12 protein-coding genes are annotated in these 14,446 nt (G+C 66.1%); 7 read left to right on the top strand and 5 right to left on the bottom strand.

What is annotated here, in order from left to right:
- Positions 1-523 precede the first annotated feature (523 nt).
- The 3 genes from IEW22_RS14325 to IEW22_RS14315 all read left to right on the top strand — a co-directional run bounded on the left by IEW22_RS14325 (position 524) and on the right by IEW22_RS14315 (position 3,021).
- Positions 524-1,114, top strand: a complete 591-nt coding sequence (locus IEW22_RS14325; protein WP_188587291.1) for a hypothetical protein — start codon at positions 524-526, stop codon at positions 1,112-1,114.
- Between the two features lie 166 nt (positions 1,115-1,280).
- On the top strand, positions 1,281-1,973 hold the full coding sequence (locus tag IEW22_RS14320; protein WP_188587290.1) for a hypothetical protein: 693 nt from the start codon (positions 1,281-1,283) through the stop codon (positions 1,971-1,973).
- Between the two features lie 289 nt (positions 1,974-2,262).
- Positions 2,263-3,021 carry a hypothetical protein gene (locus IEW22_RS14315; protein ID WP_188587289.1) on the top strand — a complete coding sequence of 253 codons (759 nt, stop codon included), beginning with the start codon at positions 2,263-2,265 and terminating at the stop codon, positions 3,019-3,021.
- A gap of 60 nt (positions 3,022-3,081) precedes the next feature.
- On the opposite strand, the gene tilS is transcribed toward IEW22_RS14315, so the two are convergent.
- The 3 genes from tilS to dacB all read right to left on the bottom strand — a co-directional run bounded on the left by tilS (position 3,082) and on the right by dacB (position 6,607).
- Positions 3,082-3,981: a tRNA lysidine(34) synthetase TilS gene (tilS, locus tag IEW22_RS14310; RefSeq protein WP_229742697.1), complete on the bottom strand. Its 900-nt coding sequence runs from the start codon at positions 3,979-3,981 to the stop codon at positions 3,082-3,084.
- A gap of 62 nt (positions 3,982-4,043) precedes the next feature.
- Positions 4,044-5,213 carry a zinc-dependent metalloprotease gene (locus tag IEW22_RS14305; RefSeq protein WP_188587288.1) on the bottom strand — a complete coding sequence of 390 codons (1,170 nt, stop codon included), beginning with the start codon at positions 5,211-5,213 and terminating at the stop codon, positions 4,044-4,046.
- On the bottom strand, positions 5,198-6,607 hold the full coding sequence (gene dacB / locus IEW22_RS14300) for a D-alanyl-D-alanine carboxypeptidase/D-alanyl-D-alanine endopeptidase (protein WP_229742695.1): 1,410 nt from the start codon (positions 6,605-6,607) through the stop codon (positions 5,198-5,200). Before dacB ends, IEW22_RS14305 begins: the two co-directional genes overlap by 16 nt.
- Positions 6,608-6,758: 151 nt before the next feature.
- Between dacB and IEW22_RS14295 the strand changes: the two genes are divergently transcribed.
- On the top strand, positions 6,759-7,247 hold the full coding sequence (locus IEW22_RS14295; RefSeq protein WP_188587287.1) for an inorganic diphosphatase: 489 nt from the start codon (positions 6,759-6,761) through the stop codon (positions 7,245-7,247).
- 130 nt (positions 7,248-7,377) lie between these two features.
- On the opposite strand, the gene IEW22_RS14290 is transcribed toward IEW22_RS14295, so the two are convergent.
- Both IEW22_RS14290 and IEW22_RS14285 read right to left on the bottom strand, forming a co-directional pair.
- Positions 7,378-9,114, bottom strand: a complete 1,737-nt coding sequence (locus IEW22_RS14290; RefSeq protein ID WP_188587286.1) for an MDR family MFS transporter — start codon at positions 9,112-9,114, stop codon at positions 7,378-7,380.
- Between the two features lie 143 nt (positions 9,115-9,257).
- On the bottom strand, positions 9,258-9,875 hold the full coding sequence (locus tag IEW22_RS14285; protein ID WP_229742693.1) for a MarR family winged helix-turn-helix transcriptional regulator: 618 nt from the start codon (positions 9,873-9,875) through the stop codon (positions 9,258-9,260).
- 190 nt (positions 9,876-10,065) lie between these two features.
- On the opposite strand from IEW22_RS14285, the gene alc reads away from it, so the two are divergent.
- From alc to IEW22_RS14270, 3 genes are all read left to right on the top strand, one after another.
- Positions 10,066-11,052, top strand: a complete 987-nt coding sequence (gene alc, locus IEW22_RS14280; protein ID WP_229742707.1) for an allantoicase — start codon at positions 10,066-10,068, stop codon at positions 11,050-11,052.
- Positions 11,053-11,244: 192 nt separating this feature from the next.
- On the top strand, positions 11,245-12,957 hold the full coding sequence (locus tag IEW22_RS14275) for an alkaline phosphatase D family protein (protein ID WP_229742692.1): 1,713 nt from the start codon (positions 11,245-11,247) through the stop codon (positions 12,955-12,957).
- 97 nt (positions 12,958-13,054) lie between these two features.
- Complete coding sequence (locus IEW22_RS14270) at positions 13,055-14,437, top strand: hypothetical protein (RefSeq protein WP_188587285.1); 1,383 nt, start codon at positions 13,055-13,057, stop codon at positions 14,435-14,437.
- Positions 14,438-14,446: the final 9 nt, after the last annotated feature.

Genomic DNA, 14,446 nt, shown 5'->3' with positions numbered 1-14,446 from the left:
TGACACGCCTTCGCTCGCCATCCACCCAGCTGACATCCACTCAGCCTTCCTGCTCGAACGATCCCTGGCTTCGAGGGAACAGTGCCGACTCGATCGTCGCAGATCAGCTTGTCACGAGAACCGGCCGGGCAGCGAATCCGCGCCCGCCTGGGATCTCCGTCCCCGTCGTCAGGTCACAGCCCGTCACCACCGATCATGTGACGGATCACAATACGACGCGATCGGTAAAGAGTTCACCAAGACAGCGCGTGCATGGTTGCTTGTCTCCTCTAACAAAAATTTTCGAAAATGGCTCGGCTGTGCCGGTACCGATGCGCATACTCCTCGTCGCGCCGCGACATGCGGCGCCGCACCACCGACGCACGCCACGGTTGGCACATGGCGTGCGTCCTGTGGTGTGCACACCCCGACTTGTGGAGCAACACGATCAATGTCAGTTTTCCGTAATCCTCGCTCACGCAGAGCGATTCGCACCCTCACAGCGGGTGCCGTCGCAGCGTCCGCGGCCGCTGCAGTCGCCGTTGTGGGCACCGGATCGGCCTCGGCCCTGAGCATCCCGCTCACCCTCGACGCCACCGCACACACCACAGTCGCCAAGCTCGGACTGACCACCTCCTTCCCCACCACCACGATGACCGGCGAGGTGGCGTTCAAGGCCGGTCCCGACGGGCGCCTGCCACTCACCTCGACCCTGGAACTCCCGCAGGCCACCACCGATCTGAAGGTCGGCCCGGTGAAGCTGGCGGCGATCACCATGAAGGTCGTCGACCCGGAGACCACGGGTTCAGTCCTGCTCGCCGGCGGCAAGGTGAACACCAAGGTCAGCCAGAAGTTCAAGGTGCAGATCACCTCGCTGGTCCCACTCGGCCTGGACAAGGCACCCGGCTCGTCGACACTGAACCTGGTGGGCACCAAGTGCATGACCGAGGCCACCACCGCAGACCTCTCCGGCGATCTCGCCGGAACCTTCAAGACGATGTCAGGAACTCTGACCGGCACGTACACGATTCCGGCCTTCCACAACTGCGGTGCGCTCACCGACGTGCTCACCACCCTTGTCTCCGGTGACGGCAACACCCTGTCGGTGGATCTGAGACCGCACACCACCGCCTGATCAGGCGTCTGTCACCCACGGTGTTCGTCGGGGGCACCGAGATCTGTCGGGGCTGTTTCGTACCGTCCCGGTCCGGATTCGAGAACACCTCTCGGATTCTCCTCACCAACTGACGTCGGGCGGATCATTCCGCTATCGGCGCAGTACATCGAAGAAAGATCTGTCAATGTCGATTGCATCAACCTCGATCACCCCTAAGCCGTTGCGCACCAAGGTCATCCGCTCGGCAACCGCAACGCTGATCGCTTCGGGCGCCCTCGCGGCCGCGATCGCGGGCACCGGTGCCGCCTCGGCCGCCGACACCGAACAGACCGCGACCACCGCCACGGTCAAGGCCAGCTCGAAGATCGGCTTCGCCGGCGAGGCCACGGGCGCCACCGCGGTGTTCAAGTACGGCAAGGCCACCGCCGAGGACGTCTACCCCCTCACCGGCACCATCGGACTGCCCAGTGACCTCGGCATGGCCACAGTGCATCTCGGTCCGATCGGCGTCGACGTAAAGCTGGCGATCGTGGAGTCCGGCAGCCTCAAGGGCACCGCCACCGACAGCCCCGACGGGATCGCCATCAAGGCATCGGCGCCGTATCGCATCAAGGTCGTCTCGGCCACGCCGACCACCATCTCCGGCTCGTCGGCGACCAATCTCGTCGGCAAGACCTGCCAGAGCCTGCCGATCGCCGCAAACTGGTCGGGCACCTACTACGGTGCCAAGAACGCCACCCCGACCTCCATCGGCACCGTGACCGCCGACTCGACGATCGGCCTGTTCTCCGGCTGTGGGCTGCTGACCCCTGCCGTCGATGCGGCACTGACCGGCCGGCACATCACTTTCGCCGCCACCCTCGCGAACCCCGCCTGATCGACGCCACGCGCCGAATGTAGTCGGTAGATGCCGGTCGCCGTCCTCGATAGGGACAGCGACCGGCATCGCCTCCCACCTGCTCCCAGCCCGGTCGGCGGAGTTGATTGTGGTGGCTAACAAAACACTCGTCGATCCCTGCCGCCCGAGCAGCAATTCGAGCAACCCGGGTTGTCGCATTCACCGAACCTGAGCAAAAGCTGAGGTTTGCCTGCGAGCACGTGGACATACTGCTTCTCGTGCCGCGACGACGCGGGACAATGCATGACAACTTGGAGCAGAACTCAACATGATCTCTTTGCGCAATTCTCTCGGCCGCAAGACTATTCGTTCCACCGCCGCTGGCATCGTCGCAGTCGGCGCTGCTGCGGGCATGGTTGTGGCCGGCACCGGTTCGGCGTCCGCAGCCACAATTGCGTTCCCCTTCACGGCGCACACCACCACCACGGTCGCGAAGCTGGGCCTCAACGTCGATTTCGGAAACTCACCGCTGAACACCGAACTCGATCTCGGCAACCCGGCTGGTACCGACGAGCACGGGAACACGATCTACCCGATCAGCGGCACCCTCGCCCTCAAGCAGGCGTCTGCCAAGCTGCAGCTCGGCCCCATCAATCTCGCGTCCATGAAGATCTCCGTCGTCGACGCCGGTCCGGTCACCGGAACCGGCACCGTCGGTGCGTCCATCAAGATCAATGCCAAGCAGTCATTCAAGGTGAAGATCGACTCGGTGGCTCCCCTCGGCCTCGATGCCGCACCCGGGTCGTCGTCGGTGAACCTCGTGGGCAAGAACTGCGAGACCACCAAGACCGAAGCCACCCTCTCCGGCGGGGCACTCGGCACCGAGTACGTGGATCAGGCCACCGGAAAACTCGGCCAACTCGACGGCAGCTACGACATCCCGGCCTTCCACAACTGCGGTGCACTGACCCCGCTGCTGACCGCGATCGTGTCGGGGCCGAACAACAAGCTCTCGGTCACGCTGTCCAAGGCCTCCACCGCCGACGCGCAGTCTCAGATGGCTGCGCTCAAGGCCAAGTTGCGCTGAGAACTCAACCGGCGAACTCAACCGGCTGACCGTCTGACCGTCTGACAGCCAAGTCGGAGTTCACTGATCGCGCGCGCTGCGCAGGGCTGACAGCACACCGTCGCGACGGACAATGCTGATCCGCCACTGCGGGTCACCACCGATGGCCACCGGGCCCTGCCCGTGCCAGTCGACGATCAGGGCGTCGACGGCATCGATCACCGATGCCGTCGGCGCCGTGTTCCATCTGCCCAGCCACAGCCGTAGCACGCGGCGGCGGATCGCCGGCGGGTGTGCGGCGAGGTCGGCGACAGCGACCTCTTCCCCATCGACCTGCTGATGGGCTGCAACGTCATCCAGGCAGTCGATGTCCTCACGCAGGAGACGCGCGGTCCGCGCCAAAGCCTGCGCAACACCTCCCTGGCACACCTCCTCGAGCAGGGGAAGCACCTCGGTACGCAATCGCACGCGAGTGAACCTCGGATCGACATTATGCGGATCTTCGTGTGGCACAAGGCCCATCTCGTCGCAGGCCGCGCGGGTACGCGCACGGCGCACGCCCAGCAGCGGCCGTCCCCACGGTCGGCTCCACGGCCTCATCCCCGCGATCGAGCGCGGGCCCGAACCGCGTGCGAGACCGAGTAATACGGTCTCGGCCTGATCATCGAGCGTGTGCGCCAACAACACCGGTCGCTCCCCCCGGTGCTCGGCGAGTGCGCGATAGCGGGCATCGCGCGCAGCCGCCTCCATTCCGCCACTCCCGGAGACCTCGACGGTGATCACCTGCGCACGGGCGCCGAGTCGCTCGGCCGCTCTGGCGGCCCGCGAGGCGACCTGTGCCGAGCCGTCCTGTAACCCGTGATCGACCACGAGAGCACAGACGTCCAGACCCGCACGGACCGATGCCGCGGTCAGCGACAACGAGTCGGCACCACCGGACAATCCGACACACACCCGCCTGCCGAGTTCGTGTGCGGCCACGAACTCCGTTACCGCCGTGGTGATCTCAGTGATCGCACGACCTCCAGAACACCCCGCGGGCGTCACAACACGCGGTCGATCCAACGCTGAGGCTCATCGATCTCGTCGGGACGCGGCAGTGTGTGCGGGTTCGACCAGACGGTGTTGAACCGACTCATCCCCACCTTCTCGACCACCTCGTCGACGAATGCTTTGCCCCGGATGTACTGCGCGAGTTTGGCGTCCATCCCCATCAGGGCGCGCAGAAGTCGTTGGACCGGATTCTGCGGGCGTTGTCTGCGCTGGTCGAAGGCCTCGCGGATGCGTTCGACGCTGGGCACGTAGTCGGGCCCCACGGCATCCATCACATGGTCGGCGTGTCCCTCCAGGAGCGTGCCGAGCATCATCATGCGGGTGAAGGCGTCGTACTGTTCGGGTGTCTGCAGCAGCTGCATCATCCCGAGAACACCCTTCTCCCGCGGCCGGTCGCTGCGCACCGCGGCGGTGAGACGGGCGATGATCTCGGCACTACTCTCGCCGGTGTCGCGGGTGAGCACGGCGATGTTGTCGAGCATGTAGTCGCGCAGCCAGGGATTGGCCGAGAACTGCACACGATGAGTCACCTCGTGCAGACAGACCCACAGCCGGAAATCCTGCGGCACCACGTGCAACGCCCGTTCGGTGGCAATGATGTTGGGGGTCACCAGCAACAGCACACCCAACTCGCCACTGACCGGGTCGATGCTGAACGGGTCGTACTGACCGAGGATCGCGCTCGAGAGCACCGCGAGCAATCCGCCCGCCTGCACACCGCCCACCCGTGCGGTGATCGCCGACAGGCCCGTCGGCGAGTCGCCGTCCTCGCCGAGCATCGCCGACATCGAACTGGTCGCCGCGGTGACCCATTCCTTGCGGTCGAGCGCCTGCGCCACGGGCACGGCGAGCCCATCGGCGAGCCCGGTCACCTCGCGGACCGGCTTCTCCGCGGTGGCCGCGGCGGCGACGAGCTCTGCCCTGGCCTGCTCCCAGGTGTACGTGGTGACCTTGGGTCCACCCTTGGCCAGTCGACGCCCGACCGATGCCGCGGTGCCCCAATCCACCCGCGCCCCCGGCCGCGAGTCACGCTCGCGCTCGGATGGGGCGGCAACCGGCTGATCCGGCAGTGACTGGTTTGATGCCGACTGGTCTGGTGCCGACTGGTCTGGTGCCGACTGGTCCGGCGATGGCTGGTCCGGCGTCACCGGCAACCGCATCCATGCAGCGCCGAGGCGATGTCGTCGAGTGCGGGACGGGCATCGGCGGGATTGGTGCCCGAGGACATGAGCGCAAAGACCAGCACACGGTTGTCGGTGGTCTGGACGATGCCGGACAGTGTGCTCACACCGGTCAACGTACCCGTTTTCGCGCGCACCCATCCCGCACCCGACTGCTCCCCGACGAACCGGTCGGACAGTGTGCCGTTTGCACCGCCCACGGGGAAGGTGTCGAGCAGTGGTCGCAGCTTGGCCTGTGCCGCGGGCTTGGTGGCCGCCACAGCGTTGCCGCCGGCCGCCGACTCGATGATGGAAGCCAGCAGCGACGCCGGGATCCGGTTCCCGACCGACAGTCCGTTGACGTCGTCCAGGGTCACCCCGGTCAGGTCGAAGCCGTTGTCGGCAAGAACTTTTCGCACCGCCGACACCGCGCCGACGAGGCTGGCCTGCCCGCCCGTCGCCCTGGACACCTCGATACCGATGGTCTCGGCGAGCACGTCGTCGGACTGGGTCACCATGTCGGCCAGACGTGTCGACAGCGGAGCCGAGGTGACCGAGGCGAGCACCTTCGCGCCGGCCGGCGCAGTGACCTCGCGGACCGCGTCGCCGGACAGTCCCAGCGCACGTGCGAGTGCCGATCCCGCGTCGACCGCCGGCGTCGCGGTGCGTGGCGAGTACAGCCCGAGGGGGTCCTTGCGACCGGAGTCGGCCATCAGCGACTGGATCGGGGCGATGTTGCCCGCAGCGATGTCAGACGTCTCCCAGGTGGAGGCCATCGACGGGCCACTGAAGGCGCTGGTGTCGACCCCCACCGAGGTGACGGCAACTCCTGAGCGCCGGATCTGCGCGGCGAGGTCGGAGATCCGCGGAGGTGTGGTGAACAGTGTCGGTTGGCCGACCGGCTGCTCGGTCAGTGTGGGGTCACCGGCCCCGACGAGGATCACCTGTCCGCCCGGGCCCATCACCGCGTTGGTGGTGATACGCCCATCGAGCGGCAGCGACAACAGCGCTGCCGCCGCGGTGAGGATCTTGGTGGCCGAAGCAGGGGTCATCGGGGTGGTGGGGTTGCGCGACCACAGCGACGTACCCGAGATCGCATCGATCACCTCGCCGGTCAGGTTGCCCACCGCCGGCACGCCGACCAGCGGCGTCAGCGTGGCGGCGACACCCTCCGGCGTGGGTTCGGGGTCAGACGCGTTGACCGGCGCGATGGTGGCCACCGGTTGGATCAGTGCCGGTCGCGGCGGGATACCTGCCGGGGTCGCGGTCGAGTCGTCGTCCACATGCGTGGCGACCACCACCACGATGACGGCGACAATCACGATTACCACCAGTGGGATCAACGTCCACAGCAGGCCCTTGCGCGAGGACCTGCCGGTCCGACTCTCTCCCACATTGCCTCCACATCACCCGCGCCCGTGCCTCGATCGCACCGGACTCCCACGCCTTGCGACTGTTCGTGCCCTGCGGCTTCCGCCCGCGTCCTGCAACAGTATCGTTGTGGTGACCGTTCACCCGTTTGCCGACACAGGAGACACGACGACCGTGGAATTCGACGTCATCATCGAGATCCCCAAGGGCTCGCGCAACAAGTACGAAGTCGATCACAAAACCGGCCGCGTGCACCTCGACCGCTACCTCTACACCTCGTTCGGCTATCCGGCCGATTACGGCTACGTCGACGACACGCTCGGCGAGGACGGCGATCCGCTCGACTGCCTGGTGCTGATGCCCGAGTCGGTCTACCCCGGCGTCGTGGTCAAGGCTCGTGTGGTGGGCATGTTCACCATGAGCGATGAGGCCGGCGGCGACGACAAGCTCCTCGCGGTGCCCGCCGACGACGTGCGATGGGACCACATCCAGGACGTCGGGGACGTCGATGAGTACGAGCTCTCGGCGATCTCGCACTTCTTCGAGCACTACAAGGACCTCGAGCCGGGCAAGCATGTGGATCCGGGCAAGTGGGTCGGCAAGAGCGAAGCCGAGAAGACCGCCGCGCAGGCGGCGGCACGTGTTGCCGAGACGCATAGCTGACCCGCATTCCTGACGAACCGGTCCTGAAGAACTGTTCGTGACGAGCCGTTCTTGACGAGCACCGGCAACAATCGGGCCGGTCAGATCACACTGATGATCTGACCGGCCCGTTTTTTCGTTGCGGGTCGCCTCAGCGATCACCCTCCTCGGATCCCGCGGTGCGCTCGGCGAGTTTCTGCGCTTCGAAGGCCTCGGTCTCCCGCGAGATCTCCACCGGTGCCCGACCGGCGGCCCGCAGCGGTATCTCCTTCCAGAACAGCACCAGCACCACCGCGATCAACGCCAGGATCGACACAGACAAGAACACGGTGTCCATCGCATCGGCGAATCCCTTCTCGATCGGCTCGGCGAGCGCATGCGGCAGGCGTGCGATCACCGACGTGTCGTCGAGGACCCCGCCGGTCGAACCGTGACCGGATGCCAGTGCGTCACCGAAGGCCGACACCTGGCCGTCGTGGGACTGCGTGGCCTTCACGACCGCCGACTTGAACTCGGGCGTGGTGGAGGCGGCCCTCATGTTGTCGGTGATGTTGGGACCCATCAGGCTGAACAGCAGCGAGAAGAACACCGCCACACCCAGGGTTCCGCCGATCTGGCGGAAGAACGTCGCCACACCGGTGGACACGCCCATGTCCTTCATCGGCAACGCGTTCTGCATGGCCAGCGTCATCGGCTGCATGAGATTGCCCAGACCGAATCCCAGCAGGAACGCGAAGATCATCACGACGTAGATCGGGGTGCCCGTCCCCACGTAGTGCAGCATGAAGGTCGCGATGGTCATGAGGACCGCGCCGATGATCGGGAAGATCTTGTAGCGCCCGGTGCGCGAGATGAACTGACCCGACACGATCGAGGCCGACATCAGGCCGAGCACCATCGGGAGCATCTGCAGGCCTGCGATCGTCGGACTCGATCCGCGCAGCACCTGGAAGTACTGCGGCAGCATCGAGATACCGCCGAACATGACCGCGCCGACCACCAGCGAGATGCCGACACCCTGGGCGAAGACGCGGTTGTTGAACACCCGCAACGGGATGATCGCGCGTTCGCCCATCTTGTGTTCGATCCACACGAAGGCGGCGATGCCGACCGCGCCGACGATGTAGCAAATGATCGCGGCCGGCGATCCCCATCCCCAGGTGCGGCCCTGCTCGGCGACGATCAGCAGCGGCACCAGACCAATGGTCAGCGCGGCAGCGCCCCACCAGTCCACGCGACCGCGATCGGCTGAGGTCTTCTTCTGCTCATAGTTGAGCACCTTGAACACCAGACCGAGCGCGAGGATGCCGATCGGCACGTTGACCAGGAACACCCACCGCCAACCGGAGATCCACAGGATCGAGTTCTGGCCGGAGAACAGACCGCCGAGCACCGGACCGAGCACGCTCGAGGTGCCGAAGACCGCGAGGAAGTAACCCTGGTACTTGGCGCGTTCACGCGGCGGCACGATGTCGCCGATGATGGTCAGCGCCAGCGACATCAGACCGCCGGCACCGACACCCTGCAGCGCGCGGAAGGCGGCGAGTTCGTACATCGATGTCGAGGTCGAGCACAGGAACGACCCGATGACGAAGACCGTGATGGCGAACATGAACAGCTTCTTGCGGCCGTACATATCCGACAACTTGCCGTAGAGCGGCGTCGAGATCGTCGCGGTGATCAGGTAGGCGGTGGTGACCCATGCCTGCAGCGAGTACCCGTTGAGGTCGTCAGCGATCGTGCGGATCGCCGTGGACACGATGGTCTGGTCGAGTGCCGCGAGGAACATGCCCGCGAGCAGCCCCGCCATGATGGTCAGGATCTGCCGATGGCTCAGGTTCGGGCCGGTGAAGTGGCCCGCATCCGCCGGGGCGGAATTGGTCGACATGTGATGACTTTCTTGATCGGACCGTCCTTGCGGGAGATGTCGGACTGTGTCTCTCGCGGGCTGTGCGGGCGGTGTGTGGGTGAGGTCGTCGCGCCGAGCGGCTGCGACACGCGATCAGGGCAAGCGGGTGAGCTGTTTCAGGCTCAGGCACCGGTACCGGTGCGTCCCGGGGTCGAGGCGGCAGGCGACCCGCCGGGCGCGCCCGAGATGTGCTCCTCGAAGCGGTCCATGAGTCGGGTGAACAGCGCCGCGACGGACTCGAGGTCACCGGTCTCCCAGTCGTCGAGGATGCGGTCCAGGAAGGCCGCACGCTCGGCGCGCAGCGATGCCACGAACTCTCGTCCGTTGTCGGTGAGCGCGAGCACCGAGGCCCGGCCGTCGCGCGGGTCCGGCTCGCGCTGCACGTGGCCGGCGTCCACGAGCTGCGCAACGTGTCGGCTCACCGTCGAGGGGTCTGCGTGCAGATACTCGGCCAGCTCGCCCGACCGTGCGGGGCGTTTGTCGAGCGCGAACAGACAGCGGTAGGCCGACTTCTCCACCGCGAGATCACCGCCGCGGCCCGAAGGGAAGGGACTCTTTCCGTGATCGCGTGAGGTCAGCATGCTTTCGCGGAACATGCCGTAGCGACGCAGACCGGTGACGAGAAGTTCGATGGACTCACGACGCGCGGCCTGATCGGTACCAACCTGGCCGGTGGTCGCCGGTTCGGTGGTTACTGAGGCGCTGGTCGTCGGTTCGGTCATCGCTGAATCGATCGTCACCGTGTCACCACCCCTCTCGTCGGACGCTGGTTGCGAGTGGCTTTCGCGACCAACTAGTTGATTGCATCATGCAATTACTTGCGTCGTGCGAGTATGCGCCCGGACTCGGTTGGAGTGCAACCAGGTATCCGAAGTACCCTTTTTGACCGTGACCCCCATGCCCCCCTCCTCGCGTCCGCACTTCACCTCGATGCCCGATCTGGCATTGCGCGAGCTCGGCGGGGCCGTGGTCTGGAGCAACGACGATCTGTTCGCCGAGGCCCAGAATCTGATCAAACCCGGCGATGCCGAGTACCAGCCGCACACCTTCGGCCACAAGGGCCAGGTGTACGACGGCTGGGAGACCCGTCGCCGGCGCGCCCAGGGTGTCGATCAGGCGATCGTCCGCCTCGGCGTTCCCGGCATCATCTACGGCGTGGTGGTCGACACCGCATGGTTCAAGGGCAACTATCCGCCCTACATCTCCGTCGAAGGCGCCGCGGTGGAGGGATTCCCGTCTATCGACGAACTGGTGACCACCGCGCAATGGACGACTCTCGTCGAGCGCTCAGCGGTCGACGGCGACACCAAGAACCCGTTCCGGGTCGACTCCAAGGAACGCTTCACCCATGTACGCCTGACCATGCACCCCGACGGCGGGATCGCGAGGTTCCGCGTACACGGACGCGGCGTACCCGACCCCGCATTCCTCGGCAGCGGCCGCCTCGACCTCGCGGCACTGGAGAACGGCGGCATGATCACCGCCTGCTCGAACATGTTCTACAGCTCCCCCAACAATCTGCTGATGCCCGGACGGGCCCGCGTGATGGGCGAGGGCTGGGAGACCTCACGACGCCGCGATGACGGCAATGACTGGGTGCAGGTGCGGCTCGCCGGGGAGGGACACGTCAGCCTGGTCGAACTCGACACCAGCTACTTCCTCGGCAACGCACCAGGTGCGGCGTCGATTCGCGGACGCCGCGGCGACGGCGAGTGGATGGAGATCCTGCCTCGCACTCACCTGCAGCCCGACACCCGGCACCGCTTCGTCGTCGAATGCCCCGAGCCCATCGACGAGGCACGGATGGATGTATTCCCCGACGGTGGCATGGCCCGACTGCGACTCTTCGGTTCTCTCACCGACGATGCTCGGCAGACCATCGAGAAGCGCTGGGTGTCAGGCGAACTCGCCGACTGATCATTCTCGGCTCGCGGCCAGACCCGAGACCGGGGACACCCCGGCGAACTCGGTGTGCGCGCAGTCACTCTGGCACGTCCCGGTACGCCGACTCACCCGCCGATGACAGTGTGGGGATTCGCATACCCGTAGCGCACCAACGCTTTACCTTCTGTACCCCAAGCCGCAACCTGAGCCGTCTTCACTCAGCTGGTGTCACAGCAACCTGGCAGTGCCCCCCGGCCCGACCCCGCCGCGACGACCTCGATGTCGCGTCGGATGTTCCTGCGCACCGCATCCGTCGCCGCCGGATCGGCCGCCGCCGTCGCCGCCGCCGTGAGCCCCAATGCCGAAGCGAGCCCGAAGAATTCGGTGTTCGCGCATTCGGTGGCCTCCGGCGATCCCCTCCCCGACCGGGTGATCCTCTGGACTCGGGTCACACCCGAGGCCCGTGCGACACCGGGTTCGGGATTCGGCTCACCGACCACCGTGCGATGGGAGGTCTCCCCGGGCCCCCGCTTCGATCACATCGTGTCGGCTGGATTGTTCACGACCTCGGTGGAACGCGACCACACCGTCAAGGTCGACGCGGCTGGTCTGCAGCCGGCCACGAGGTACTTCTACCGGTTCACCGTCGCTGATGGGCCGTTGGCCGGCGCGACATCCCCGGTCGGCCGCACCAAGACCGCACCGGCGCTGTCGTCGGATGTCGACAAGCTGCGGTTCGCGGTCTGTTCCTGCGCGAATTACGAAGCCGGCCACTTCATCTCATACCGGGCAATCGCCGACCGCGACGACCTCGACTTCGTGATGCATCTGGGCGACTACACCTACGAATACGAGACCGGCGGCTATCCGGGCAAATTCGGGGAGGTGGTCCGCCAGACCGCCCCGGTCCACGCCACCGTGACCGTCGACGACTACCGCGTTCGCCAGGGGAAATACCACCAGGACCCCGACCTCGCCCGCGCACATGCGGCCCACCCCTTCATCTGCATCTGGGATGACCACGAATCGGCCGACAACTCCTACCGCGATGGCGCCGAGAACCACAAGGAGCTCACCCAGGGCAGCTGGAGTGCCCGCAAGCGAGCCTCCGACAAGGCCTACTTCGAGTGGATGCCGGTGCGTCCCAACTCGATCGACAACGGCGAGCATCTCTACCGCCGATTCCGTTTCGGCGATCTCGCCGAGCTCATCATCCCGGATCTGCGTTCCTACCGGGACAAGCAGTCCTATCTCGCCGTCGACGACCCGAACCACAGCATCACCGGCACGACGCAGTACACGTGGCTGGAGACCTCGATCACCACCTCGTCCACGCAGTGGCAGGTGATCGGCAACGAGGTGATGATGGTGCCGCTGGTGATCCCCGAGACCACCGACCCCAGGGTCGCCGACTGGCTGCACCACCAGATCGGGCTGCCCGCCGATGGCATCACCCTCAACAACGACCAGTGGGACGGCTATCAAGCCGAGCGCCGCAAACTCCTGCATGCGATCGACACGGCCGGCAAGAAGAGCGTGGTGCTGGTGACCGGCGACATCCACAGTTCGTGGGCCAGCGAGATCCCGCTGAGTGCACCGCATTACGGTAAAGACAGTGACGGGCGGGTGGTTGCCTGCGAGTTCACTCCGCCGAGCATCACCGCGGCCAGCGGCTTCGACAGTCTCGCGCTCACCAGCGCACTGGCAGCCCCTGCTGCCGCAGCGATGAGCATCGCCCAGCAGGCGATCACGACGGTCAACCCGTGGATCAAGGATGTCGAGCTGACGACCCACGGCTTCGGTGTGATGACGGTCGACAAGGCACGCGCCCAGATGGACTGGTACTACGTCGACGATGTGACGAATCCGCAATCGGGCGTGCGCCGGGCGTTCGGCTGGTATACCCGCGCTGGTCACCCGAAGCTCCTGCGCGCCTGACTTCCCTACCCGCCCCGGCGGTCCGGCACATCCAGCAGCGTCATTCCCACCATCGTCACTTCCCCGCAGTATCGCTTCCCAGAGAGAGTGGATCGTCATGAGTTCTGTTCTGCCCGTTGCCCTGCGGCGCGCGCCACGGCGCACTCTCGCCCTCGCGACCGGGGTCGGCATGTTCTGCGCCGTCACCTCGATCGTGGGTGTCGCACCGGTGCACGCCGCACCGATCGGGCAGCCGGCTGCGCCGTTTCCCACCGAATGCCGCTCCGGCTCGACACTGACGCTCGGCGAGGTGGTGCCGATCGTCGCCGGTGCGCTGAAGCAGCGAGCTCCCGGTGCCGCCCCGGCGATCGACTCTGCGGCCACACAGTTCTCGGCACAACTGCGCAACGCCACGGTGAGCACATTGGTCATCACCGAGCGCGGATCGGAGGTGAGCCCCGGGCAGGGAGTACAGGCCACCCACGGCGCCAACGCACTGACCCAGCGGGTGCTGTCGATCAGGAACGGCACCTACCGCGACGGCTACAAGCTGTCGTCGATCTCGCTCAACGACGCCATCGAGACAGCGCTGGTGGGGATCGAGGCGAATGACGCCCTCGTCCTCGGCAACATCGCCGTCGTACTGGACAAGGTGGCCTCATCCGCCGTATCGAGCGCGGTCGGCGTCCCCGTCGTCGGCGACATTGCCGGAGACATCGCTGGGGCTGTCGTCAAAGAGGTTGTGGAGCTGCCCGGTACGGTCGCCGAGAAGGGCGGTACAGCGATCGCCGACAGCGCCGACAGCACCTGCCTGGCCGCCGGTGACGGCACCACGCCGATCACGCGCGAGACGGTGAAGAACGCCTTCGCGGTGAACGTGAGCCCGGAGCTGACCGCCTTCGCGAAGTCACTGACACTCTCGAGTCGCGACTGCCGGCCGCTGTCGGCACTGAGCCTCGACGAAGCCGTCGCCTACGTCGGCGCGACGCATGAGTCGACACTGCCCAAGCCCGAACGGGCTTCCTACGCCGCGAGCGTCACGACGGTGCGCGCCAACCTCCGCAAGTTGTACATCAGCAACGCCTTCGTACCCAAGGACGAGGACGAACTGTCCGCAGTGTTCGAGAAGGTGGCGTCGCTACCCGTGATCGGCGGTCCCGGACTCACCTATGTGGCCGGAGTGCTGCAGAACGTCAGTGCCGGTGGCGAACTCACCCACTACATCCCGCTGTCGGATGTGTCGGTCAACGCCGTCTTCAACGGCGCTCGCGCGATCAACGACATCACCACATTCAACTCGGGACCCGAATACGGGCTGGCCAGCGCCCAGGGTGCCGCCAAGGCACTGTGCCGGATCTCCGACGAGGGCAAGCCCTACCCCGGCGCCGATGAGACCGTCTACACCCCGAATCCGTTGAGCGCCAAGCCTGCAACGACCCACAGCTCCACATCAGTACATGGCAGCGCATCAGCACACCGAACCAGGCACACGGCCAAGTGAGGACCGCAC

This window comes from Gordonia jinhuaensis, from assembly GCF_014639795.1.
GTDB classification, from domain to species: Bacteria; Actinomycetota; Actinomycetes; order Mycobacteriales; family Mycobacteriaceae; genus Gordonia_B; species Gordonia_B jinhuaensis.
The sequence above is the reverse complement of the archived record's forward strand: the minus strand, read 5'-3'. Positions and strand labels throughout refer to the sequence as shown.